The sequence below is a fragment of the Pseudoalteromonas sp. RW-H-Ap-1 genome (genome assembly GCF_048318575.1).
Lineage (GTDB): Bacteria > Pseudomonadota > Gammaproteobacteria > Enterobacterales > Alteromonadaceae > Pseudoalteromonas.
Window position 1 is genome coordinate 1 of sequence record NZ_CP166996.1, and the last position, 24,882, is coordinate 24,882.

The 24,882-nt window shown below is 42.3% G+C and carries 16 protein-coding genes, 3 tRNA genes and 3 rRNA genes; 14 read left to right on the forward strand and 8 right to left on the reverse strand.

Annotated elements, in window-relative coordinates; translation table 11 throughout:
- Positions 1-410: 410 nt before the first annotated feature.
- The 3 genes from AB8618_RS00005 (at position 411) to rrf (ending at position 5,380) form a co-directional block, all read left to right on the forward strand.
- Positions 411-1,946 (forward strand): 16S ribosomal RNA (locus AB8618_RS00005).
- 297 nt (positions 1,947-2,243) lie between these two features.
- A 23S ribosomal RNA gene (locus AB8618_RS00010) occupies positions 2,244-5,128 on the forward strand.
- 137 nt (positions 5,129-5,265) lie between these two features.
- Positions 5,266-5,380 (forward strand): 5S ribosomal RNA (rrf, locus tag AB8618_RS00015).
- The 16S, 23S and 5S rRNA genes sit together here, the layout of an rRNA operon.
- Before the next feature lie 213 nt (positions 5,381-5,593).
- On the opposite strand, the gene AB8618_RS00020 is transcribed toward rrf, so the two are convergent.
- From AB8618_RS00020 to uvrD, 4 genes are read right to left on the reverse strand one after another with little or no spacing between them, the layout of a single operon-like run.
- A complete protein-coding gene (locus tag AB8618_RS00020) occupies positions 5,594-6,451 on the reverse strand; it encodes a chemotaxis protein (protein ID WP_409424351.1) in 858 nt (285 codons plus the stop codon).
- Positions 6,452-6,507: 56 nt separating this feature from the next.
- On the reverse strand, positions 6,508-7,632 hold the full coding sequence (locus AB8618_RS00025; RefSeq protein ID WP_409424352.1) for an ABC transporter substrate-binding protein: 1,125 nt from the start codon (positions 7,630-7,632) through the stop codon (positions 6,508-6,510).
- Complete coding sequence (locus AB8618_RS00030) at positions 7,601-9,691, reverse strand: GNAT family N-acetyltransferase (protein WP_409424353.1); 2,091 nt, start codon at positions 9,689-9,691, stop codon at positions 7,601-7,603. The genes AB8618_RS00025 and AB8618_RS00030 overlap by 32 nt, the downstream gene beginning before the upstream one ends.
- Positions 9,669-11,834: a DNA helicase II gene (gene uvrD, locus AB8618_RS00035; protein WP_008108265.1), complete on the reverse strand. Its 2,166-nt coding sequence runs from the start codon at positions 11,832-11,834 to the stop codon at positions 9,669-9,671. Before uvrD ends, AB8618_RS00030 begins: the two co-directional genes overlap by 23 nt.
- 312 nt (positions 11,835-12,146) lie before the next feature.
- Here uvrD and AB8618_RS00040 point away from each other — a divergent pair, with 312 nt between their 5' ends.
- The 3 genes from AB8618_RS00040 (at position 12,147) to AB8618_RS00050 (ending at position 13,534) form a co-directional block, all read left to right on the forward strand.
- Complete coding sequence (locus AB8618_RS00040; protein WP_006791382.1) at positions 12,147-12,371, forward strand: hypothetical protein; 225 nt, start codon at positions 12,147-12,149, stop codon at positions 12,369-12,371.
- A 115-nt stretch (positions 12,372-12,486) separates the two neighbouring features.
- Positions 12,487-12,855: a YacL family protein gene (locus AB8618_RS00045; protein ID WP_008108271.1), complete on the forward strand. Its 369-nt coding sequence runs from the start codon at positions 12,487-12,489 to the stop codon at positions 12,853-12,855.
- Positions 12,856-12,907: 52 nt separating this feature from the next.
- The gene (locus AB8618_RS00050; protein WP_178954566.1) at positions 12,908-13,534 is read left to right on the forward strand and encodes a dUTP diphosphatase; all 627 of its coding nucleotides are present in this window, start codon (positions 12,908-12,910) and stop codon (positions 13,532-13,534) included.
- Position 13,535: 1 nt separating this feature from the next.
- On the opposite strand, the gene yrfG is transcribed toward AB8618_RS00050, so the two are convergent.
- Positions 13,536-14,183 carry a GMP/IMP nucleotidase gene (gene yrfG / locus AB8618_RS00055; RefSeq protein ID WP_413401078.1) on the reverse strand — a complete coding sequence of 216 codons (648 nt, stop codon included), beginning with the start codon at positions 14,181-14,183 and terminating at the stop codon, positions 13,536-13,538.
- A gap of 264 nt (positions 14,184-14,447) precedes the next feature.
- Here yrfG and nudE point away from each other — a divergent pair, with 264 nt between their 5' ends.
- The 7 genes from nudE (at position 14,448) to AB8618_RS00090 (ending at position 19,088) form a co-directional block, all read left to right on the forward strand.
- Positions 14,448-15,020, forward strand: a complete 573-nt coding sequence (gene nudE / locus AB8618_RS00060) for an ADP compounds hydrolase NudE (protein ID WP_413401079.1) — start codon at positions 14,448-14,450, stop codon at positions 15,018-15,020.
- On the forward strand, positions 15,013-15,810 hold the full coding sequence (cysQ, locus tag AB8618_RS00065; protein WP_413401080.1) for a 3'(2'),5'-bisphosphate nucleotidase CysQ: 798 nt from the start codon (positions 15,013-15,015) through the stop codon (positions 15,808-15,810). Before nudE ends, cysQ begins: the two co-directional genes overlap by 8 nt.
- 141 nt (positions 15,811-15,951) lie before the next feature.
- Positions 15,952-16,028 (forward strand) — tRNA-Met (locus tag AB8618_RS00070).
- A gap of 80 nt (positions 16,029-16,108) precedes the next feature.
- A tRNA-Met gene (locus tag AB8618_RS00075) sits at positions 16,109-16,185 on the forward strand.
- Positions 16,186-16,252: 67 nt separating this feature from the next.
- A tRNA-Met gene (locus AB8618_RS00080) sits at positions 16,253-16,329 on the forward strand.
- A gap of 332 nt (positions 16,330-16,661) precedes the next feature.
- Complete coding sequence (locus AB8618_RS00085; RefSeq protein WP_008108278.1) at positions 16,662-17,276, forward strand: trimeric intracellular cation channel family protein; 615 nt, start codon at positions 16,662-16,664, stop codon at positions 17,274-17,276.
- A 300-nt stretch (positions 17,277-17,576) separates the two neighbouring features.
- On the forward strand, positions 17,577-19,088 hold the full coding sequence (locus AB8618_RS00090) for a YifB family Mg chelatase-like AAA ATPase (RefSeq protein WP_413401081.1): 1,512 nt from the start codon (positions 17,577-17,579) through the stop codon (positions 19,086-19,088).
- Positions 19,089-19,092: 4 nt separating this feature from the next.
- On the opposite strand, the gene AB8618_RS00095 is transcribed toward AB8618_RS00090, so the two are convergent.
- Together AB8618_RS00095 and AB8618_RS00100 are read right to left on the reverse strand one after the other, a co-directional pair.
- Positions 19,093-19,797 carry a response regulator transcription factor gene (locus tag AB8618_RS00095; protein WP_008108280.1) on the reverse strand — a complete coding sequence of 235 codons (705 nt, stop codon included), beginning with the start codon at positions 19,795-19,797 and terminating at the stop codon, positions 19,093-19,095.
- A gap of 165 nt (positions 19,798-19,962) precedes the next feature.
- The gene (locus AB8618_RS00100; RefSeq protein WP_413401082.1) at positions 19,963-22,455 is read right to left on the reverse strand and encodes an alpha/beta hydrolase family protein; all 2,493 of its coding nucleotides are present in this window, start codon (positions 22,453-22,455) and stop codon (positions 19,963-19,965) included.
- 97 nt (positions 22,456-22,552) lie between these two features.
- Here AB8618_RS00100 and AB8618_RS00105 point away from each other — a divergent pair, with 97 nt between their 5' ends.
- Complete coding sequence (locus AB8618_RS00105) at positions 22,553-23,620, forward strand: CNNM domain-containing protein (protein WP_138605937.1); 1,068 nt, start codon at positions 22,553-22,555, stop codon at positions 23,618-23,620.
- Between the two features lie 40 nt (positions 23,621-23,660).
- Here AB8618_RS00105 and AB8618_RS00110 read toward each other — a convergent pair whose 3' ends face one another.
- Positions 23,661-24,875 carry an EAL domain-containing protein gene (locus AB8618_RS00110; protein WP_413402900.1) on the reverse strand — a complete coding sequence of 405 codons (1,215 nt, stop codon included), beginning with the start codon at positions 24,873-24,875 and terminating at the stop codon, positions 23,661-23,663.
- Between the last annotated feature and the right edge of the window lie 7 nt (positions 24,876-24,882).

The window sequence follows — 24,882 nt, forward strand, 5'->3', positions numbered from 1 at the left end:
CTATAATGCGACCCCACTGAGACGGGGAACGCCAACGCATAGCGAGGCACGAGCTACTCAGTGAGTCGAGTAAAACTTAGTTTCGAAAAATTTCAAGTTTAACAAAATTAAGTGTTGACAAAAAAATAGGAAAGCGTAATATGCGCAGCCCTAGCGAGATAAAGTTTAACGCTTTAATCGCAACGTTCTTTAACAATATAAAGCAATCATCTGTGTGGGCACTCGTACAGATTGAGTTCTAACAGCCAAGCTACTTAGGTAGTGAGGCAAACAAATTTAGAGTCTCAATTTAAACTGAGTGACCAACAGCAATAACTACTTCGGTAGGAATTGCAGCACAGTCAATTCAATATCGAAAGATATTAAATAAATTCAGAATTCATTGAGCTGTCGAAAGACAAAAAACTTTTTAATTGAAGAGTTTGATCATGGCTCAGATTGAACGCTGGCGGCAGGCCTAACACATGCAAGTCGAGCGGTAACAGAGAGTAGCTTGCTACTTTGCTGACGAGCGGCGGACGGGTGAGTAATGCTTGGGAACATGCCTTGAGGTGGGGGACAACAGTTGGAAACGACTGCTAATACCGCATAATGTCTACGGACCAAAGGGGGCTTCGGCTCTCGCCTTTAGATTGGCCCAAGTGGGATTAGCTAGTTGGTGAGGTAATGGCTCACCAAGGCGACGATCCCTAGCTGGTTTGAGAGGATGATCAGCCACACTGGGACTGAGACACGGCCCAGACTCCTACGGGAGGCAGCAGTGGGGAATATTGCACAATGGGCGCAAGCCTGATGCAGCCATGCCGCGTGTGTGAAGAAGGCCTTCGGGTTGTAAAGCACTTTCAGTCAGGAGGAAAGGTTAGTAGTTAATACCTGCTAGCTGTGACGTTACTGACAGAAGAAGCACCGGCTAACTCCGTGCCAGCAGCCGCGGTAATACGGAGGGTGCGAGCGTTAATCGGAATTACTGGGCGTAAAGCGTACGCAGGCGGTTTGTTAAGCGAGATGTGAAAGCCCCGGGCTCAACCTGGGAACTGCATTTCGAACTGGCAAACTAGAGTGTGATAGAGGGTGGTAGAATTTCAGGTGTAGCGGTGAAATGCGTAGAGATCTGAAGGAATACCGATGGCGAAGGCAGCCACCTGGGTCAACACTGACGCTCATGTACGAAAGCGTGGGGAGCAAACAGGATTAGATACCCTGGTAGTCCACGCCGTAAACGATGTCTACTAGAAGCTCGGAGCCTCGGTTCTGTTTTTCAAAGCTAACGCATTAAGTAGACCGCCTGGGGAGTACGGCCGCAAGGTTAAAACTCAAATGAATTGACGGGGGCCCGCACAAGCGGTGGAGCATGTGGTTTAATTCGATGCAACGCGAAGAACCTTACCTACACTTGACATACAGAGAACTTACCAGAGATGGTTTGGTGCCTTCGGGAACTCTGATACAGGTGCTGCATGGCTGTCGTCAGCTCGTGTTGTGAGATGTTGGGTTAAGTCCCGCAACGAGCGCAACCCCTATCCTTAGTTGCTAGCAGGTAATGCTGAGAACTCTAAGGAGACTGCCGGTGATAAACCGGAGGAAGGTGGGGACGACGTCAAGTCATCATGGCCCTTACGTGTAGGGCTACACACGTGCTACAATGGCGCATACAGAGTGCTGCGAACTCGCGAGAGTAAGCGAATCACTTAAAGTGCGTCGTAGTCCGGATTGGAGTCTGCAACTCGACTCCATGAAGTCGGAATCGCTAGTAATCGCGTATCAGAATGACGCGGTGAATACGTTCCCGGGCCTTGTACACACCGCCCGTCACACCATGGGAGTGGGTTGCTCCAGAAGTAGATAGTCTAACCCTCGGGAGGACGTTTACCACGGAGTGATTCATGACTGGGGTGAAGTCGTAACAAGGTAGCCCTAGGGGAACCTGGGGCTGGATCACCTCCTTATACGATTTAGAACTTATTTGTTCGTAGTGTCCACACAGATGATTGTTAGTTAGTTTTACCCTTTGGGTTAACTAATTAATATGCTCTTTAAAAATTTGGAAAAGCTGATAATAAAATTCGTATGAATAACATTGTTATTTGTACAGAGTTTTCAAAAGTAAAAAAGAATGATAGCAGTATCATTCAGTGCCATTTAATGAACGTTTTACGTTTGTTGATTGGTATCTACTTTAGTATTCAATATTAACTTCTGGCGAAGTTAAACTGTCACGAAACAAAGACCCGTTTGGGTTGTATGGTTAAGTGACTAAGCGTACACGGTGGATGCCTTGGCAGTTGGAGGCGATGAAGGACGTATTAACTTGCGATAAGCCTAGTCAAGCTAGTAAAAAGCACTTGAGACTAGGATTTCCGAATGGGGAAACCCACCTGCTTGCAGGTATCGTTAACTGAATACATAGGTTAACGAGGCGAACGCGGAGAACTGAAACATCTAAGTACCCGTAGGAAAAGAAATCAACCGAGATTCCGATAGTAGCGGCGAGCGAAATCGGAACAGCCCTTAAGCTTATTATGTGTTAATGGAAGGCTCTGGAAAGTGCCACGATACAGGGTGATAGTCCCGTACATGAAAACGCATTTTAAGTGAAATCGAGTAGGTCGGAGCACGTGAAACTTTGACTGAATATAGGTGGACCATCATCTAAGGCTAAATACTCCCAACTGACCGATAGTGAACCAGTACCGTGAGGGAAAGGCGAAAAGAACCCCTGTGAGGGGAGTGAAATAGAACCTGAAACCGTGTACGTACAAGCAGTAGGAGCCCCTCGAGGGTGACTGCGTACCTTTTGTATAATGGGTCAGCGACTTATATTTTGTAGCGAGGTTAACCGATTAGGGTAGCCGTAGGGAAACCGAGTCTTAACTGGGCGAATAGTTGCAAGGTATAGACCCGAAACCCGGTGATCTAGCCATGGGCAGGTTGAAGGTTGAGTAACATCAACTGGAGGACCGAACCCACTAACGTTGAAAAGTTAGGGGATGACCTGTGGTTAGGAGTGAAAGGCTAATCAAACCGGGAGATAGCTGGTTCTCCCCGAAATCTATTTAGGTAGAGCCTCGGACGAATACTTACGGGGGTAGAGCACTGTTAAGGCTAGGGGGTCATCCCGACTTACCAACCCTTTGCAAACTCCGAATACCGTAAAGTAATATCCGGGAGACACACGGCGGGTGCTAACGTCCGTCGTGAAGAGGGAAACAACCCAGACCGCCAGCTAAGGTCCCAAAGTCATAGTTAAGTGGGAAACGATGTGGAAAGGCCCAGACAGCCAGGAGGTTGGCTTAGAAGCAGCCATCCTTTAAAGAAAGCGTAATAGCTCACTGGTCGAGTCGGTCTGCGCGGAAGATGTAACGGGGCTAAACTATGCACCGAAGCTGCGGATTCAGAATTTATTCTGAGTGGTAGGGGAGCGTTCTGTAAGCGGTTGAAGGTGTACCGGGAGGTATGCTGGACGTATCAGAAGTGCGAATGCTGACATGAGTAACGATAATGCGGGTGAAAAACCCGCACGCCGGAAGACCAAGGGTTCCTATCCCATGTTAATCAGGGTAGGGTAAGTCGACCCCTAAGGCGAGGCCGAAAGGCGTAGTCGATGGGAAACGGATTAATATTTCCGTACTTGGTATAATTGCGATGGGGGGACGGAGCAGGCTAAGCAAGCATGGCGATGGTAGTCCATGTGAAAGTGTGTAGGCTAGCGACTTAGGTAAATCCGGGTTGCTGTTAGGCTGAGACACGAGACGAGTCACCACGGTGATGAAGTTGCTGATGCCATACTTCCAGGAAAAGCCTCTAAGCTTCAGATTATACCGAATCGTACCCCAAACCGACACAGGTGGTCAGGTAGAGAATACTAAGGCGCTTGAGAGAACTCGGGTGAAGGAACTAGGCAAAATCGTACCGTAACTTCGGGAGAAGGTACGCTCCGATTGGTGATGAGACTTGCTCTCTAAGCTGATTGGAGCCGCAGTGACCAGGTGGCTGGGACTGTTTATTAAAAACACAGCACTGTGCAAAATCGCAAGATGACGTATACGGTGTGACACCTGCCCGGTGCCGGAAGGTTAATTGATGGGGTTATCTTCGGAGAAGCTCTTGATCGAAGCCCCGGTAAACGGCGGCCGTAACTATAACGGTCCTAAGGTAGCGAAATTCCTTGTCGGGTAAGTTCCGACCTGCACGAATGGTGTAACCATGGCCACGCTGTCTCCACCCGAGACTCAGTGAAATTGAAATCGCAGTGAAGATGCTGTGTACCCGCGGCTAGACGGAAAGACCCCGTGAACCTTTACTACAGCTTGGCACTGAACATTGAACCTACATGTGTAGGATAGGTGGGAGACTTTGAAGATGAGACGCTAGTTTTGTTGGAGTCGTCCTTGAAATACCACCCTTGTAGTTTTGATGTTCTAACGTTGGCCCCTGAATCGGGGTTACGGACAGTGCCTGGTGGGTAGTTTGACTGGGGCGGTCTCCTCCCAAAGAGTAACGGAGGAGCACGAAGGTTGGCTAAGTACGGTCGGACATCGTACGGTTAGTGTAATGGTAGAAGCCAGCTTAACTGCGAGACAGACACGTCGAGCAGGTACGAAAGTAGGTCATAGTGATCCGGTGGTTCTGAATGGAAGGGCCATCGCTCAACGGATAAAAGGTACTCCGGGGATAACAGGCTGATACCGCCCAAGAGTTCATATCGACGGCGGTGTTTGGCACCTCGATGTCGGCTCATCACATCCTGGGGCTGAAGTCGGTCCCAAGGGTATGGCTGTTCGCCATTTAAAGTGGTACGCGAGCTGGGTTTAGAACGTCGTGAGACAGTTCGGTCCCTATCTGCCGTGGGCGTTTGAGAATTGAGAGGGGTTGCTCCTAGTACGAGAGGACCGGAGTGAACGAACCGCTGGTGTTCGGGTTGTCATGCCAATGGCATTGCCCGGTAGCTACGTTCGGAACTGATAAGCGCTGAAAGCATCTAAGCGCGAAGCAGGCCTCGAGATGAGTTCTCACTAGACTTTTAAAGTCTCTGAAGGGCCGTTGAAGACTACAACGTTGATAGGCAAGATGTGGAAGTGGTGTGAGCCATTAAGCTAACTTGTACTAATTACCCGTGAGGCTTAACCATACAACGCCAAACGCGTTTTATGTGATAGTGAAACAAGCGAAGAAGTTAATAGACTAAAGTAGATTACTGAAAACTTTTATTATCAGAATTCCAAATTTTAGTTAGTGCGTAGTAATACGGACTGACAACCAAATTTGCTTGGTGACAATAGCGTTTTGGACCCACCTGACCCCATGCCGAACTCAGTAGTGAAACGAAACAGCGCCGATGATAGTGTAGCATTTGTTATGTGAAAGTAGGTCATTACCAGGCTCCAAATAAGAGAAAGCCCGATTCGAAAGAGTCGGGCTTTTTTACGTCTGCAGAAAAGTGAAAATATCAGCTATCAGCTGCACAGCGTTAACCAGGTAACCGTAGCGTGGGTTGAGTATTACGAAACCCATGGGCAAAATAGCGCACCGACTCTAAATACAAGCAAGCCCGATTCAAAAGAGTCGGGCTTTTACGGGTGTAAAGGAAGCATCCTTAAAACAGTCCATAGGCTTCAGTTTCTTGCTCTTGAGCGCTGCTCGATGGTTCAAGGTCTTTGGGCTTAAATATTGCGCTAGGATCAATAAGTACACTATGTTTATCAGCGAGTTTTATCAATCCATACATCATGCTTCTTGTTTGGGGGTCAATATCAAAACCAACTTCGGTAAGCTTATCTAGTGGTTTAATATCTTCTTGTTTATATTCAATATTATCTTCAACCTTATCAACTAATAGGCCTACATGAGGGGTCATGCCATCTTTAGTGGTAAACACAATAATAGGTTTATAATCTAAAGTGATTTGTCCTATTGCAGAGTCGAATAAACGCTCTAGGTGAATAAGATCATGTCGCCTTATAATCTCAAGTTGAGTACTAACTTGTTTGCTGTTGCCTTTTTTATATGCATCTATTGCACTGGTCAATTTGTGTAGAAGCGATTTAAACGGGTCATCAAAGCGTGACATAGTATTTTTTAATTCATCGTTATCAGTTTTAAACTCTGTATAAAACTGTTCAAAATCAGTAAGCTCATACTGATTCGCCTTTAACGAGCTTTGCGAAACGAGTAGTTCTTGCTCTAATTTATTAAACCAAGCAATTAGTTGTTTTTGCCAAGATTTAAGTTGCTTTAAAGCATCTAAATTACTGCGCTCAGTAGAAACTCCATTTAAAATGATTCCAAGATCAAATACAGGGGTTGGGATCCCCATATAATCTTTAACGCCCAAAAAGCTTTTATTATCGTTAGGTAACACCGTGAGGTTATTATTAAATTGTTCCGTTAATAAGATATCAAGAATCTTAAGTGAAATGGTTTTATAACCCACTTTAAAGTTAATTAAGTCCATAGTTTCCTCACATACTTAGTTTGTATATTAAGGATAGAACAATATTTGGAAGGTACTTATTTATTCACATAATAAGAGCGATATACATTACGTTTATTTTCATTTCTTGTATCAATAAAAAACTTTTTGATTATTTTATCATTTGTTAACAGTGAATTAAGCTCTTTCATTAGGCACGAGTGTTTAAGCGGTAATTTGCAGTTTGCTGCAGCCCTACTAAATGCCATCGCATTAATATAACCTTCAAAATGAAGACGGTTGGGTTTTGTAATCTTGTTTGCTTGCATATCGGCCAAAAATTCATTACAAAAATCATCATTACATGTGAGTGGATTAGGAACAATTTCTGTAACCATAATATGTGAGGGTGTGGTTACTTCATCAAATAAGTCAAAGCTAGGTACAAAAGAAACACTGGTATAGTCTGGGGTAAAATTCTTCGCATGTGCACTGTTTATAAATTCACCAAGTGGTGCGTAGGTGCCAACTAAACAGATAGCTGTAACCCCACTGGCTTGTAAGGCATTAAGCGCTGATGCTACATCATGACTATTACGTTGATAACGCGCGACTTTTATAGGCGACAGATCATATTTTGTTAGTTCTTTCCTTAGCCCCGATTCTACGTACAAGCCAAACTCATCTGCTTGAATAAATAGCCCTATCTTTGTATGTTTGCGCTCCTCTACTAAGTATTTAATTTGCTCTGCGGCTTCGTCATTATAGCTTGCTCTTAAATTAAATATGTTAGCGCGTGATTTATCATGTAGGAAGCTTGCCCCGCTAAAAGGCATTAAGAACGGAATTTTTGATTGCTCTAGTAAAGGTATAATAGCATGGCTGGTTGGGGTGCCCATAGCACCAAACAATGCATCGACTTTGTCGGAATAAATAAAAGTACGGGTATTATTAACGGTTTGTTTTGGTTCGTAATTATCGTTAGCAACTAGAAGTTGTACCTGAGCGCCGTTTATTCCGCCAGCATTATTAACCTTGTTAAAGTAAATGCTACTGCCTTTATACAATTGTTGACCAATATTTTGAGCCGGTCCGCTTAGTGCTGTAGACATGCCAAGTTTAATAACTTTGCTATTATCTTGCTCTGCAAAGGCTAAAGGCTGTCCTAGGGCTATTGCAATGAGGGCAATACTAAGGTGTATTATTATGCGAAGTGCGTTCATACCAGTTATTTACAGCCTTTTTTAATAATATATTAAACGGCTTTATGCCATTCACACCTAACTCGGTTTGGATATTTTTAGGTTTCCAATTTTGTAATACTAGCCTAATAAAAACAGATTGGAAATTATCCTCATCATTTGGCAAGCTAAGAGGAGATGCCCAAAAGCTTCGCCATAGTAAAGGTGTAATATTAAATAGCTGATAGTCACTTGTTAACATAGACTTTAATCTTGATTGATCAGCTATGCTATTGGTATGAGTATTAAAGCGTGAAACAATTTTTGCTACCAGTTTATAATCTAGCTGACTAAAATGGCTGAGCAATTGCAAAGGAAAATCAGCTTCGAACTGGGCTGTTAATTGTTCTAGTAGTTGGTCATTTTTAGTTAAGCTCTTAATAACTAATGCGCTATGTTCACCCGTTGCCTTATCTTTTTGAAAACCCAGCTTAACCAAATTAAAGTCATTATTTTGCCAAAAACTAAGTAATTGCGCATTAGCACCAAAGCTAGCACCAAACCAATCACACTCGTTCTGTAATTGCTGTTCACAGTAATGAAGTAATTGTGTTCCTAGGTGCTTATTGTGCTGCTCTGGGTCAATGGCAATTCGCACCACGCGAGCGCAGTATTGTTTTAATACCTCAGGGTTAAAGCTTAATTGTGCAAGGCTTTGCGCCATTAAGTGCCCTTGAGGGCGGCGCTTACCTTGCACTACTTCATCACTCAACGATGTAGTAAAGCCACCTTCTATCGCTACTAAACACACACCAAGAATATTATCACCTTGTTGACAAACAAATAGGCGTTGCCCAGCGGCATCCAGTAAGTGACGTAAGTCATTCACACTGGTTTGATAATGTGCGAGTGTTAGTAAGCCAACAACTTGATGAAGCAGTGGCTCGTTGTTAGTAAGTTGATTTGCTTGCAGATGCTTAAATTGTAGGGGAGCAGTATTCAAACTAGCGCTGTGATGTTCTGCATCCAAAGCTAAGAGTGTACGAAGGTGCAGCTCTAAAGGATCGTGCTTTGCAAAACGGATTGGCTGCTCAAGACTGATGCTACGCATGTTTTTAAAATGCGTTTTGAGGTAACGAGTAAACTTTAAAATATAACCGCGACCATTACCTTCATAGCCAATCATAGTGCTTGAAAAGACCACGCGAGGATAAAGGTGAAGAATTTTTATGAGAATTGGAACAGGGATTGCTGCTGCTTCATCAATTAATAGCAAATCGCACTGCGGTTGTTCGTTCAGTAGTTGATCAGGCGCCACATAGTGCATGTTTGCAATGTGTTTATCGCCAGCTCGATAATCTATATCAAGCTCACTCGCTAAGTGCTTAAAACTACTGTGCAAAGCACGAAATTGCATAGAGCAAATAAGTATGTTTTTATCGCTGAGTTTACTTGCTGCAATACCTAATGCGGCTGATTTTCCTCTTCCCCGATCTGCATTAATTAATAATGGTCGATTTGCTCGTCCGTTTGCTGTTTTTATTATTAATTCAATACACTGTTGTTGCTCGGTAAAGTCAATTCCACCAGTTGATAGATTCGTATCGGTAATACACTGCCAACCATTTTGCTGGCTAAAATGCAGTAAAGTAGTTTTGCTTAGTAAGTGAGCTAAGCGTTGGTTAAAAAAGCTGTAAGGGTGCATTTGCCCAAAAGATTGAAATAAGGGAAGGGCGTCATCACACCAGTGTTCAAGTTCTTTAAGTTCGGGTAGCAATATAATTAAAAAACCACCTGCTTGCACAACGCCACTAAGCGCAGCTAGTTTATCTGGCACCAGTCCACTGTAGCCGTCATAAACAGCATGGGCGCACTCTTGCCCTAAAATTTGGTGGGTATGCTCTGGCCAATGTGCATTAATTAAATGAGTGCTTTTTGACAGTACAAAAGAAGGGTGCTGCAAATGAGCAAGCAGCTGAGTACATTGCTCATAACACCAATTTTTATCGCCTGTAAGCAGCAGTAACTGGCGATGTTTCGCATACGCAAGTTGTTGCTGTACACGCTCTACAACGTGGTTAAACGGCTTGTAATCTTGCATAAGCTGTTACTAACCACTTACTGCCTAAGTCGTCAAAGTTAACTTGTACGCGAGATTGTGCGCCACTGCCTTCGTAGTTGAGTACGGTGCCAATGCCAAACTTTGCATGCAGCACGCGTTGACCTAAGTTAAATCCGCTTTCTTCAAATGCAGCATGGCTAACCGATGCGCTAAAGCGACCGGCTGCAGGCGGACGAGATACTTGCGTTTTTATGCGAATTTCTTCTACGCAGTCTTCGGGTATTTCACGTAAAAAGCGCGATGGGCTGTGATATTTTTCTTGGCCATATAAACGGCGGCTTTCGGCATGGCTTATATACAGCTTATCCATAGCGCGGGTCATACCCACATAACAAAGGCGGCGCTCTTCTTCTAAACGGCCGGTTTCTTCATTACTTTGCTGAGATGGAAACATACCTTCTTCAACACCGACCATAAACACTAAAGGAAACTCTAAGCCTTTAGCTGAGTGAAGCGTCATCATTTGTACGGCGTCTTCATGCTCATCGGCTTGGCCTTCGCCAGACTCAAGTGAGGTGTAAGCTAAAAAGCCTTGTAGTGGCGAGCTAAACTCTTCCTCTTCAGGGAGTTCATACTGATCGCAGGCACTAATTAATTCTTCTAAGTTTTCTACTCGAGCGCGGCCTTTTTCGCCTTTTTCAGCCTGATACATAGCCATTAACCCTGAGGTTTGAATCGCGTATTTAGCTTGCTCATGCAGCGTTAAGTCACTAATTTTATCTTCAATATGCTCAATAAGTTCGACAAACTTGGCAACCGCTCCTGATGCACGCCCCGATAAATGCTGTTGTTCTACAATGGCTTTAGCGGCATACCAAAGCGGCAAAGATTCAGCGCGAGCGCAGTCACGAATATGGCTTAATGTTTTGTCGCCAATGCCTCGGGCTGGGGTATTGATTACACGCTCAAATGCCGCATCATCTTGGCGGTTACCCACTAAGCGTAAGTATGAGAGGGCATCTTTAATTTCTTGGCGTTCGAAGAATCGCATACCACCATAAATTCGGTATTTTAAACCTTCTTGTAGCATCGCTTCTTCAAGCACCCGCGATTGCGCATTACTACGATATAAAATAGCCGCATCTTGTAGTGCGTTCCCCGCATTTAGCCAGCTGCGTAATTTGCTACTCACAAAGCGCGCTTCATCTAGCTCGTTAAAGGCAGCATAAATAGAAATTGGTTCGCCGTCGTTACCGTCAGTCCACAAGCTTTTACCCATACGCTCGGAGTTATTTTGTATAAGCGCATTAGACGCTTTAAGAATAGTGGCAGTCGAGCGATAGTTTTGCTCAAGGCGAATTGTCTCTGCGTCAAAGTCTGTTAAAAAGCGTTTGATATTTTCAATTTTAGCGCCACGCCAACCGTAAATACTTTGGTCATCATCGCCTACAATCATAATACTACTAGTGTCGCCAGCAAGTAATTTTAGCCATGCATACTGAATAGTATTGGTATCTTGAAACTCGTCTACTAGCATGTGTGCAAAGCGCTGCTGATAATGACGCAGCAAGGTTGGGTTGTTTTTAAGAACCTCATAGCTGCGTAGTAATATTTCAGCAAAATCAACTAGGCCCGCTCTATCACAAGCTTCTTGATAGGCGGCGTAAACGCGCAGCATCATTTGCTCATTAATATCGTATGCCTGAATATCTTTAGGGCGCAGAGCTTCGTCTTTTTTAGCGCTTATGTACCAACCAAACTGTTTGGCTGGCCATTTTTTATCATCAATATTCATAGATTTTAACAAACGCTTGATCATACGAAGCTGATCGTCAGAGTCTAAAATTTGAAAGGCTTCAGGTAAGTTTGCTTCACGGTGATGTGCTCGTAAAATTCGGTGCGATAAACCATGGAAAGTACCAATCCACATGCCGCCAACAGGGGCTTTTAGAGTTTCTTCAACCCTTGAGCGCATCTCTTTAGCGGCTTTATTGGTAAAGGTTACCGCAAAAATACTGTAGGCAGAGGCTTGCTCTACTTGCATTAACCAGGCAATACGATGAACCAATACTCGAGTTTTACCTGAACCTGCTCCTGCTAATACCAGCATGTTTTGTAATGGCGCTGCAACGGCATCGCGTTGTTTATCATTTAAGCCATCGAGTAATTCTGAAACGTCCATCGTTACGCCTTTTTAATCAATAATGAGAGCAGTATAACAGGTGTTTTTGTTAGGCTAAATAAAATACTGTTTTTATAAACAGCTATTATAAAAATAACCACTAAAACCAATCAGCTGGTTAGTTTTTTACGTGAATAAGTGACTAAGACTAATAATAAAAATAATCAAATTGACCTATATTTAGTAAAAAATACCAAAGCAATTAGTAAGTATTAATTTAACCATCTGATTTTTAAGCTTTAATAAATTGGCATAAAGTGTGATAGTAAGTAAATAACTAAAATTCAAAATTAATTAACTACAGAGGTGAGTATGGCTGATCAAGGGTCTGGCGGTAATGTAATTGCTGCGTTGTGTAATATATTTTTTCCTGGTTTAGGACAATTAGTACAAGGGCGTATTCTAGCTGCTATATTTTTTGCGCTAGCTATTGTTATAAGCTATGCGCTTATATACGTACTCGTTGGGTTTGTATTAGTGCCTATTATTTACTTATGGTCGATAATTGATGCGGCAAGATACCGCTCGCGAAGTTAGGTATTTAAACGTTTTATAAAAATAGCGCTGATTGGCGCTATTTTGCGTTTTAGAGTCGGTGTTTTGCACTATTTACGGGTATAATAGCGTTATTAGCGTTTAATAAGTAACAGTTATGGAATACCAATTTATTCGCGACCCTATTAGTGGGTTAAGAATTAAAATAAGCAGCGAGCATGCGATTATAGGCCGTTGGTTAAATGAAGAAATAGGCAAAGACAAAGTGGCTATGGTGCTGGCGCTTATTAGCTCGGTGAGTTCAAGCTTTGAACCGTTAACACTTAAAGGCCAAGAAATTGACCTGATCCTTTCTAAAGATGAAGCGTTATTTGAAGCGCATGCGCTGCATCAAGATAACGAAGATATATTAGCCTACCAAGATGACGAATTAATGCTTGAAGAGAATGATTTAAGCAGCGGTTGTGGTTTTGAAGACTTTGTTGACCTGATCAACTCATGGCATGAGTTTTCGGCTGGTCGTTAAGTTATATTATCTGTATTATTACCCTAATTATAAATCCAACAGTGGAACCAATATGTCTGCGAATTTAAACAAGCTAGTTGTTATGCTAGAAATGCAAAATGCCATGAATACCAAAGTACATGAGCAATGGTTTAGCCAAGGCTTTGAATGGTACAGAGCTATTTGGGTTGAATGTGCAGAAATGTTAGACCATTACGGTTGGAAATGGTGGAAAAAACAAACACCAGATACTGAACAGGTGATTTTAGAGCTGGTTGATATTTTTCATTTTGGCTTATCGTTGCGTATTGACGGTGAGACTAGCTACGAGCAAATAGCAACAAAACTACAAGCCGAAATGAGTGCACCACAACAAGGCGATGACTTTAAGCAAACACTTGAATTATTAGCAGCCAGTGCTGTTGCCAATAAAGCGTTTAATGCAGCCGCTTTTGCTGGTTGTATGGCGCAAATAGGCATGGATATTGATGATTTATACCGTGGTTATGTAGGTAAAAATACGCTTAACTTTTTCCGCCAAGATCATGGTTACAAAGATGGCAGCTACATTAAAGTATGGCATGGTCAAGAAGATAACGAACACTTAGTAGAAGTAGTTAAAAGCCTTGATACTGAACATGCAGATTTTGCAAAACAGGTATATCAAGGCTTAGTAGCGCGTTACCCTCAGGGCGAATAAGCTAAATAAGCTTACGATAATCGGTGACGCTTAAGTAATCGGTTATATCGTTATGTGGTTGCTGGCTATTAGGGTTAGCAACCGCAAGTAAATGCTCAATGCCGTATTCTCGTGCGGCATTTAATACCGGTAAACTGTCATCTACAAATAAAGTGCGGCGTTTATCAAACCCTAAGTCCCCTTGCACTTTATGCCACAAGCTTTGTTGCTCTTTACTTACTCCATATTCATGAGTCGACACCACCCCGTCTAAATAGTTATCAATAGCTGTATGTTCAAATTTAAGCATGACGCATTCAGGGTGGGCATTAGTCAGCAAAATGAGCTCTTTACCTGCACGTCGAAGTTCAGTTAAAAAATGCGGAACGTCTTCACGAATTTTAATTAAGTGAGCAGACTGACGCTTTAATTCGAGAATAGGTAAGTTTAGCTGTGCTTCCCAATAGTCAGAGCAGTACCACTGAATTTTACCACTCACAGCCTGATAGCGTTTTAAGATATCTGCGCGGGCTTCATCAAAACTGATATTTTGAGCCAGAGCATGTTGTTGGGGTACAACGTTGAGCCAAAAGTCAGTGTCGTAATGTAAATCAAGTAAAGTTCCATCCATGTCGAGTAATACAGTATCGATTTTTGACCAGTTGAGCATGATTTATCCTTGTGAAAACTACTTTTTGAAATGAATAAGTTGCGATGAAGTAGATTAATGAACTTTGTTAATTGAGTTATTAAGGTATAAATCCGACAATACTATATTAAGAGCGTATTCGTAGCCTAAAACAAAGAATTAACCTTAGCTAAGCCCGAGAATTATTTGCTCAATTAAATTGCTTTTAATTCAAACTGAAACTCGCATCTTATACTCATTTGGGTATATGATTAGTATAACTGCAATGATAGCAAATTGATGCCCATGACACAGAAAAAGCACCCAACACCACCACAAATTCTCAGTAATAATGTTGTCGCTAAAAGTCGCTTATTTACTGTGGAGTCTTTAGAGCTCAAGTTTTCAAATAATGAAAAGCGTCAGTATGAGCGAATTCGCGGCGGTGGTCGTGGAGCCGTTATGATTGTACCTATGACCACTGAAAATGAGTTATTACTGGTTCGTGAGTATTGTGCAGGCACCAATGACTATCAGTTAGGGTTTCCCAAAGGGCTGATTGACCCAGGTGAAACGCCTGAACAGGCTGCAAACAGAGAGCTCAAAGAAGAAATTGGCTTTGGCGCTGAATACTTTAAACCGCTTAAAACGGTCACTATGGCACCGAGCTATTTTAACGCAACCATGCATATTTTGTTTGCTAAAAATTTATATCCTGAAACCTTACTAGGCGATGAGCCTGAGCCCTTAGTGGTGGTGAAATGGCCACTTTCACAGTGGCAGTCGTTATTAGAACAACCTGACTTTACTGAAGCACGTAGTGTTGCGGCTCTGCTATTATTAGATAAGTATTTAGCCTCAGGAGACATTAATGAATAAACTTCTAGAGCCATGTATTGAGCTTGCGCAAAGTGCAGGGTATGCCATTATGTCTTTGTATAAAAAAGACGATATTGGTCAGCAAGAAAAATCAGATAATACGCCAGTAACAAAAGCAGATTTGGCTGCAAATGATGTGCTCGTGGCGGGTTTAAATGCGCTTGCTCCTGACATTCCAATTATGTCAGAAGAAACCCCCATTCCAGCGCTGCAAGATAGACAGCACTGGCAACGTTATTGGTTGCTTGACCCAATGGATGGCACCGGTGAATTTATACTCGAAAGTGGTGACTTTGCCGTTAATATTGCATTGATAGAAAATAACCACCCAGTGTTGGGGGTTATTCATTGGCCAGCAAAGGGCGTGACCTATTATGCAACGGCTAAAAATGGGGCATTTAAGCGTGAAGGTGAGCACGATAAACAAATATTTGTAGCACCGCCCGAGAGTTTAACTTTGGCTGTAAGCCGCCGGCAAAAAATAGAAGCAGTTAGCCAGTATCTAAATGCGCAATTTGCAACGGTGGCTTTAGGTTCGTGTTCACTTAAGGCGTGTATTGTTGCTGAGGGTAAAGCAGATTGTTTTTTAAGAATAGGTCCTACAGGTGAGTGGGATACGGGTGCATCGCAAGTTATTGTTGAAGAAGCGGGCGGCTGTATTACCGACGCTGAATTTAATCCTTTAACGTATAACCAAAGAGAAAGTACAGAAAATCCAGATTTTATTGTTATGGGTCATCCCGACTGGGAGTGGCAAAAAATGATAAATCCACATCAGCGATTACTGTAAACATCACTGTTTGATGGGTTTTTGTTCACTTAAACGTTTTTAATTAGTAAAACCTTGCATTATAGGTTTATTCCTATATTATAGCGCTCTCTTCGAAACAGGCTTGTGAATAACACAATACTGTTACTAAGAAATTACAGGCGCGGGATGGAGCAGTCTGGTAGCTCGTCGGGCTCATAACCCGAAGGTCGTTGGTTCAAATCCGGCTCCCGCAACCAATTTTATTTAGAAAATTGGGTACTGTAAACTCTAACTTAAGAGCATAAATTAAGTAGTCGATAGACTTAAAATATACAGGCGCGGGATGGAGCAGCCTGGTAGCTCGTCGGGCTCATAACCCGAAGGTCGTCGGTTCAAATCCGGCTCCCGCAACCAATTTTCTTTAGAGGATTGGAAGCCAAGTTGTAATGTAAGCAACTATAAATAAATCTGCAATTTCAGGCGCGGGATGGAGCAGTCTGGTAGCTCGTCGGGCTCATAACCCGAAGGTCGTCGGTTCAAATCCGGCTCCCGCAACCACTGAAATAAACAGTTATAGTAAAGCAACACGCCTAAAGCGTGTTTTTTTATGCCTAAAATTCAGTGAAATGGATAGCTCGTCGGTCTCAGCTCTCCATTAGCCAGCAAAGGTCGTCTATTAAATTCCGGCTCCCGCAACCACTGAAATAACATGTTTTATTAAATCGACACTCTACAAGAGTGTTTTTTTATGCCTAAAATTCATATTCCCTCACGCTATTTTTAACACGTATACCTGCTGTTCTTTTCTAATTCTACTTTTTGAAAGTGTTATTGCTGAATATTTAGTATGCTATGCACTAAACTCTTTAAAACTTTTTGTAATCAAAATTATGACTGAACTTTATCACTGGTTTGATTTAATAGGTGTGGCGGTATTTGCTATCTCAGGCACCTTGGTAGCCTATGAAAAGAAAATGGATGGCTTTGGTGTAGTTGTACTTGCAACTGTTACGGCTATTGGCGGCGGTACCGTTCGCGATGTGATACTCGACCAGCCCGTATTTTGGCTACACGACCAAAGCTACTTCTACGCTATTTTGGTAGCGGTTCTGGTTACTACGCGACTGATAAATAAGCAAAAATCCATTCCATACTATGTATTGCAAACCGCTGACGCGTTTGGCTTAGCCTTTTTTGCGGTCATGGGAGCGCAAAAAGCGCAATTGGCTGGTATGCCAGATATGACGGTTGTGATTATGGCTGTAATAACCCCCTGTTTTGGTGGGCTTATTCGCGACGTGCTTGCCCGCGATATTCCAATGCTGCTTAAAGGTGAGCTGTATGCTATTACCTGTATTGCTGGTGGCATTGTCTATACATTAAGTATCAACCTATCGCTAACGGTGGAAGTGGCAATGATATTAAGTATGTTAATGACCTTATTGCTACGTTTCTCGGCGATTAAATGGAAGATTATATTACATGTTTTTAAATATCCTGACTAAACTGGGTTAATACAGCTGTTAACTAGGGCCTGTTGACCTTTGCGGATTAAAATTTGTTCAAACTAGGGGCGATTTAATCGCGGCGCGAGGTTTGTAACCTAGTGGACTAAGTGAAAACCGAGCAACAAAGAGTAAATCGCCCCTAGGCAGAACCCTTCGGGCAGCGCCTGTTTGGCATTAATGCTGCGTTATCGCCTATTTATGGGGAGTAACCACACGACATAGGCTCTGCCTTGCCTAAATACCAAACAGACTGCTGCAAATTTAACCTTGAAAGGTCAGCAGACCCTAGGATAAGGAATGTCGTTAGCCCGTATATTTTCTCGCGCGCAGGTGGGGATAAACGCCCCCGAGGTGATGGTTGAAGTACATTTAGGGAATGGTTTACCCGCCTTTCATATCGTCGGCTTACCTGAGGCGTCGGTTAAAGAGGCCAAGGATAGAGTACGTAGTGCTCTAGAAAACTCGCAATTTGGATTTCCCGATCAGCGTATTACCGTTAATTTAGCACCTGCCGATCTTCCTAAAGATGGTGGGCGATTTGACCTTGCGATTGCGGTAGGTATTTTGGTCGCATCGGGGCAAATAGTCTGCCCTGATATTCATAAGTATGAATTTTACGGTGAGCTTGCACTTAATGGTGAAATACGTGCTGTAAATGCCATTTTGCCTTCAGTGCTTGGTGCTAAAGAGCAAAATCGTTGCTGTTTTCTGCCTCTTGAAAACGACAGTTTGGCCAGCCTTGTCAGTGGTGTAAAGCGAAAAGCCGTCAGTTCTATACAAGAGGTGTGGGGAGACTTGCTCAATCAACAACCTTTACCGCTTAACATTGCCTACCCTGGTTGCACCCAAGCGCCAGATTTTTTACTCGATTTAAGCGATGTAAAAGGCCAACCTGGTGCTAAACGTGTATTAGAAATTGCCGCTGCTGGTGGGCATAATTTACTATTTTTAGGTCCACCAGGGACCGGAAAATCAATGCTTGCACAACGAATGGCCACCATAATGCCAACCATGTCTGATGATGAAGCCATTGATACTGCTGCTTTATATTCAATTATTGGCCACTCAATTGATTTAACCAATTGGCGTCAGCGACCGTTTCGCAATCCGCATCATACCTGTTCTGCAGTAGCTCTAGTGGGTGGCTCGTCTAACCCTAAACCCGGTGAAATATCGTTAGCGCATAACGGTGTGTTGTTTTTAGATGAGCTCCCTGAATTTGAGCGTAAAGTGCTAGACTCGCTACGCGAGCCAATGGAAACCGGAACAGTGACGATTTCGCGCGCGGCCAGACAAATGGAATTTCCAGCGCAGTTTCAGCTTATTGCAGCACTTAATCCCAGTCCGACAGGGTGTCATCATGATAAACGGGCGACACCCGATCAGGTAATGCGCTATTTATCGCGAGTATCGGGGCCGTTTATTGACAGAATTGATTTGCAAATTGAACTACCAAGGTTGAGCAGCGTGGAGCTACAAAGTACAACTACAGAAGAAACCAGTGCTGAGGTGAGGGCACGAGTAGAAGCAGCTTATGCAGTTCAGCTTAAACGCCAAGGTAAAGTAAATGCGCGGTTAAATAACAAAGAGATGAACTTGCACTGTGAGTTACCACCTGCAGAGCTGCAGTTTTTAGCCAGAGCCAGTGAAAAGCTGGCGTTATCGCCGCGCTCTTATCATAGAGTAATCAAAGTGGCGCGAACTATTAGTGATTTAAAAGGTGCTCCACAAATCAGTTTAAATGAGCTTAAAGAAGCGCTTAATTATCGGGCATTTGAGCGTTTATTATCGCAGTTAACCCAGCACTAAGGCTTTAAATTGAAAGCATATAGCCTTTACCGCGAACAGTGACAATACGTTTTTGATCTTTCTCATCGTTCAGCTTTTTACGTAAACGACCCACTAACACGTCTACTGTGCGATCGTTGGGGCTCCAATCGGGCTGGCCAATTTCTTCTGATATTTTTTCACGGGAAGTCGCTTTACCAGCATTACCAATCAAACAAATAAGCACTTTGTGTTCTGCTTCAGTCAGTCGTGATTCAATCCCACTGGCTGTAATAAGGGTGCGATTATCTGGATGAAGCTTAAAATCGGCGTATTCAATAAACTCTTCACTGTCATCGTCGCTGTGATTATTGGCAACTCGTTTGTATAGGGCGCGCATTCTTAGCTCAAGCTCAAGTAAATCTACCGGCTTGCAAATATAGTCATCGGCACCTTGAGCAAGGCCTGCAATTCGATCGGCTTGTGAGTCACGACTCGATAATAAGATAACGCCAATATCGGTGAGCGTATTTAGCTCTTTGGCAAGTTGTAAACCGTCGCGTTTTGGTAGCACAATATCAATTATTGCCAAGGAAATAGTATTGCGCTGACTTACGCGGCTTTTAACAACATTTAACGCATCGGCCCCGGTGGGGTCAACGTCAATAGAAAACTCGGTATTTATAAAATGATTTTGGATGCGCTTTACGAGTAGTTCGTCATCTTCAACCAATAAAACATTAATTGCCATAGTCTGTTATTTTTTTAGTTTCAGCTTTGCATATTAGCATCATTGATGGCCTGTATAACACAGAGATCGTTGTTTTTCGGTAACATTATATTACGAATTGGTCAAATAACATTACTTTTGTAATGCGCACTTTTCACTTGAGCGACAAAGTGCGCATTATGGTTACTAATCTTTATACATTGAATCCCACCATTGTGGTTCATTTTTTAACTTTTTGTCAAAGTAAGCCAATATGGTGTTCCACCAATTAAATCGCTTATCGCGCGCAAATATTTGGTGATCCGCTCCTTTGTATTCTATCATTTCAACGTCTTTATTAAGCAGTTTTAGTGCGGTATACATAGTTAAACTTTCGCCCACAGGCACATTGGTATCACTGTCACCATGAATAAGCAGTAATGGTGTGGTTACTTTATCAGCATGGAATACAGGGCTATGCTGGCTGTAAAGTTGAGGATTATTCCACGGAAAGCTATTTTTTGAGGCTTCGCCTGAGTATAAATAACCCCACCATCCTTCACCCCAGTATGACGTTAAGTTTGAAATACCGGCATGCGCAATAGATGCGCTAAACATATCGGTTTTGGTGGCAAGCAGCATAGTCATAAAGCCACCATAAGATGCACCAAGATTACCTACTTTACTACTGTCTACAAAATCATATTTAGCTAAAAATGCCTCTGTGCCTTGCATAATGTCATCGGCGGTATAGTCGCCCCAAGCATTTACATGTTGTGCTGAAAAAGTTTGCCCAAAACCCGTTGCGCCGGTTGGTTGTACAACATAAACCACATACCCGTTTGCAGCCCATAAGTTAAAAGGGTAGCGGCCCGTAAACCCGCGTGTTACTGGTGAGGTGCCACCATAATAATAAACAAGAGCAGGGTACTTCTTGGCTTTATCAAAATTGCTTGGCAGATAAACACGGCCAGAGATTTCTACGCCACGCTTATTGGTAAAGTTAAATTCTTCAAGCGCAGGAATAGCCGTATTGGCATATGCAATCGGGTTTGAATCCCAAATGAGCTCTACCTTGTTTTTACTTACGTCTAAGCGCTTGAGTTGTTGAGCGCTCGACGCATTGCTGCCACTAATTAATAACTGGGCATTGCGCGTATTTGAAAAGCTAAATTGCTGCACAATATCAAAACCTGTATTTAACTTTTTAAAGCGCTGTTTACTCAGGTCAAATAAATACAGTGGTTGGGTATCTTTTTCTGTCACTTTGATTAGCGCATCACCATTGCTTAGTACTTTTAATGTGCCAATTGCGGGGTCAAACTGTTTACTTAACGCCGTTACTTTTTTTGCGTTATCAGTTAATAAATACAGCTGCCCATCGTAATTATTAGCCAGCATGTTCTTTGGTATTGTTCTGCCTGCACCACTTTTAAAATCAGGGCCTGCAACAACATAAATATTGTTTGCGGCATATTTAGCTTGATTAAAGGTTTTAAACTTACCTAATGATTTTATGCTGTTGGATTTTAATGTAAGTTCAACCAGCTCAGTCCCTGGGTGAGTTGAGGCTTGCATCGCCATTACTGGGCGACTTATTAATAGCTTTCCACGGTTGCTGTTAGCATCTTCAAGTTGATGGCTCAATACGCCTTCAGTTAGAGCTTTGGTTAAACCACTGTTGGTATCGAGTAAATATAATTGGCTAACCGTACGGGCATAAGACCAACGGTCTTGTAAGCCTTTATGATGTTTAGTGAGGCTATTGGTTTCTTCAGATGATTTAGACCAGCTAAAAAGAATACTATTATCGTTGTAATAGCTAAAGTTGCTTGCCCCCTCAAGGCCAGAGGCTAAGGTTTTTATAGCGAAAGTTTTACGGTTTAACTGCTTTAATTCACCGTTGAGTAAATAAACAAAAAATTGGTTATCAGGACTCCAAGAAAATTGGCTAGGCTGCACTTCTTCAAATCGGTATACCGTTTGGTTACTAGTATTTTTAAGCTCGGTTGTAGTAATGGCGTTGTTGCCTGTTTTATCGCTGAAGCGCTTTGTTGTACTTAAGTAATGCTTAGCATCAGGCGACAAAGACAAACCGCTAATAGTCGGGGCGTCAAACAATTGCTTAGCCGATAAGCGCTTGGTTTTATTTGTCGTTAGGGTCATGACGTCAGTTTCTGTTTTTGGCACAAACTCTAAGGTGACATCATTCCAATTAGCAACCTGTTGAGCGATGACAACCACGGTATGTGAGCCGTTATTTAAAGCAAGCTGATAGCGTTGGTTTTCACCAGTTTGCTTCTCACCATTGATAAAAATCTGACCTTGCTCTATTCCTTCAATGTTTAAGGAGCCTTGAGTAAACCGGTCCGTTTCAATATGAAATTTAAGTGCCTGTAAACCACCTAAAGTAAGCGCGTTAATTTTATCAAGTGGTTGCCACTTATGCTTTTTACCAAACACAACAAAGCTTTCTGCACTTGATTCAAGTTGTGTAAGCAGATTATCAATAATCACGTCGCCATGGGGCGTCTGAAATGGCTTTGCTTGCATATCTTCTGCAAGTGGGCCGATAAACTGAATTTTTGATTGATCGAGTGGGGCAGCTAATGCCGTTAAACTCAAACTACTTAATGTGAGTAGGGTTGCCAAGTGAGTAAAACGTTTTGCGTAACGATACCAAGGTGCGCTTAAATTCATTGCTATGCCTATTGTTATTGGAGATTTGGCCAAATATAGCATGTATTGTTATGATGGCTATTATCATCGGGTATTTATCCAACTTATCGGAGAGAAAGTGACACTATTAATCGTTTACATGGTTACAGCGATTGTGATTTCGTTTTTGTGTTCAATCATGGAGGCCGTACTATTAAGTATTTCACCTAGTTATGTTGCATTGTTGCGCAAAGAGCGGCCAGTGCTGGCTAAACAACTTGAAATACTAAAAAGTAATATTGATCAACCATTAGCGGCTATTTTAACGCTTAATACTGTTGCCCATACTGCTGGTGCCGCAGGGGTAGGAGCACAGGCTGCCGTGGTGTTTTCAGATGCAGCAGTGGGGATTGCATCTGCTATTATGACTTTATTGGTATTGGTGTTATCTGAAATTATTCCAAAAACCTTGGGTGCCAACTATTGGCGTGCTTTAACACCGAGTGTGACTTATGGTTTACGTATTTTGGTGTTAGTGCTTAAGCCGTTTGTATGGGCTGCACAAAAGCTAACCAATTTGATGGGGCAAAAGCATAATGAGGCCTATTATATTCGCCAAGAAATAGAAGCGATGGCCGATATTGGCAGTGAGTCGGGGGCACTTCATGCTGATGAGTCAGAGATCATTCGAAACTTACTGCATTTTAGGCACGCAAAACTAACCGACTTAATGACCCCGCGCACGGTTATTTTTAAAATTCATAAAGACCTTACTGTAAATCAGTACTTAAGCGAACATGGCTCTTCGTCATTCTCTCGAGTGCTAATTTACGACAAAGATGCTGACGATATAATAGGGTTTGTTCATAAAAACGACATTATGTTGGCATACCACCGCTTAGGCACAGACTATAAGATTAGTAAGTTGGTTAAGCCTATTTATACAGTACCGAGCACGCAAAACGTATCGTCGTTATTACAAATATTACTTACCAAGCGTACCCATATTTGTTTAGTGATTGATGAATACGGTGATGTGCAAGGAATAGTAACCCTAGAAGATATGATAGAGGCGCTAATGGGTTTAGAAATTGTTGATGAGCGAGATCAATCTACCAACATGCGTGCCGTGGCTAAGCAACGTTGGCATCAACGTTTAGCGGATAGTGAGCATATCGTCAGTGCCGAGGATAATGAATCTCGTTAGGGGTATTTAGTAAATATCAACCGGCAAAGGTCAGCAGACCTTAGTTATTATTTGTTTTAGCAGCTGTTTTTATCCAGTGTTGTGCCCACGAGATAAATTCAGCTTTTGCTTTTGGGCAACTAAACAAAAATCCTTGTATAGCTAAATTTGTTTGATAGTGCTTTAGATAGGCAAGTTCTTCCGGACGCTCAACACCCTCAGCAACAAGTTGCAGTTGCTCTTGGCTAGTCATATCAATCAATGAGTTGACCACAACTTGCGAAAACTTATCTGTTTCAATGTGGCTTATAAAAGAGCGGTCTATTTTTACTTCTGTAAATGGCAGCTGTTTCAGTTGGTTAATATTAGTAAAGCCAGTACCAAAATCATCCAGTGAGATACCAAAACCAAATATTCTTAATCTGTTTAAGGTTTCAAGTTGGGTATAGCTTGAAAGGGCATGTTGCTCGGTTATTTCAACAACCACATCATTGGGAAGCACGCCGTGCTTTTGTAATAACTGTAATAATTTATTAGGGCAGTTCAAATCATTTAACTGGCATGGCGACATATTAAATGACAACTTTAAGTTTTCTCCTAATTGTTCTTTGAGCTGCTTTAAGTCACTGCAGGCTTTTTCAAACAGCGTAAAAGTAATGTCATTGATTAATTCGCATTGCTCAGCAAGGCTAATAAAACGGCTTGGTAAAATCACGCGTTCGTTTTTATTTGAAACTATACGAGCCAATACTTCAACACTTTGTATAAAGTTGGTGTTTATATTTATCTTAGGCTGGTAAAACGGTGTTATTTCATTATTTTTTAATGCGCTAACAAGTTTAGCTTTAGTAATTGGGCGCTCTTTTACAAGCGTATGGCTGTTTAACTGCGCTATTTTGGCAAGTAACGTATTTACCTGATTTAATTGTACTGGCTTGGTAAGGTTACCAATTAAATGCACATTATGCTGCTTGGCTAGATCAGCTGCTAGGCTGATTATTTTAGGATCCATTTCAGAAATAATAACAATCGCACCGCAATAGCCTATTTCACCTAAGTTACGAATTAACTCCATACCATCCATTTCTGGCATATTCAGATCGGTAAATATAGCGTCATAAAAGTTTATATCAGGCTTTACTTTCTCTAGTGCTGTAACTGCGCTTAAGCAAGTGGTAACTTCTGGCATTTCGAGCTCATTAAAAATCGCTTTCATAACAATTAAAATGGCTTTTGAGTCATCAACAACGAGTATGTTTGGCAATTGAGTTCGCATTGGTGTC

Bases quoted from the DNA above. Each gene is read 5' to 3' on its own strand.
- AB8618_RS00095 (WP_008108280.1), bottom strand. From the start codon at position 19,797: ATGGCAATTAATGTTTTATTGGTTGAAGATGACGAACTACTCGTAAAG.
- AB8618_RS00090 (WP_413401081.1), top strand. From the start codon at position 17,577: ATGTCGTTAGCCCGTATATTTTCTCGCGCGCAGGTGGGGATAAACGCC.
- AB8618_RS00030 (WP_409424353.1), bottom strand. From the start codon at position 9,691: ATGCAAGATTACAAGCCGTTTAACCACGTTGTAGAGCGTGTACAGCAA.
- cysQ (WP_413401080.1), top strand. From the start codon at position 15,013: ATGAATAAACTTCTAGAGCCATGTATTGAGCTTGCGCAAAGTGCAGGG.
- AB8618_RS00045 (WP_008108271.1), top strand. From the start codon at position 12,487: ATGGAATACCAATTTATTCGCGACCCTATTAGTGGGTTAAGAATTAAA.
- nudE (WP_413401079.1), top strand. From the start codon at position 14,448: ATGACACAGAAAAAGCACCCAACACCACCACAAATTCTCAGTAATAAT.
- AB8618_RS00110 (WP_413402900.1), bottom strand. From the start codon at position 24,875: ATGCGAACTCAATTGCCAAACATACTCGTTGTTGATGACTCAAAAGCC.
- AB8618_RS00025 (WP_409424352.1), bottom strand. From the start codon at position 7,632: ATGAACGCACTTCGCATAATAATACACCTTAGTATTGCCCTCATTGCA.
- AB8618_RS00100 (WP_413401082.1), bottom strand. From the start codon at position 22,455: ATGAATTTAAGCGCACCTTGGTATCGTTACGCAAAACGTTTTACTCAC.
- AB8618_RS00085 (WP_008108278.1), top strand. From the start codon at position 16,662: ATGACTGAACTTTATCACTGGTTTGATTTAATAGGTGTGGCGGTATTT.
- AB8618_RS00040 (WP_006791382.1), top strand. From the start codon at position 12,147: ATGGCTGATCAAGGGTCTGGCGGTAATGTAATTGCTGCGTTGTGTAAT.
- yrfG (WP_413401078.1), bottom strand. From the start codon at position 14,183: ATGCTCAACTGGTCAAAAATCGATACTGTATTACTCGACATGGATGGA.
- AB8618_RS00020 (WP_409424351.1), bottom strand. From the start codon at position 6,451: ATGGACTTAATTAACTTTAAAGTGGGTTATAAAACCATTTCACTTAAG.
- uvrD (WP_008108265.1), bottom strand. From the start codon at position 11,834: ATGGACGTTTCAGAATTACTCGATGGCTTAAATGATAAACAACGCGAT.
- AB8618_RS00050 (WP_178954566.1), top strand. From the start codon at position 12,908: ATGTCTGCGAATTTAAACAAGCTAGTTGTTATGCTAGAAATGCAAAAT.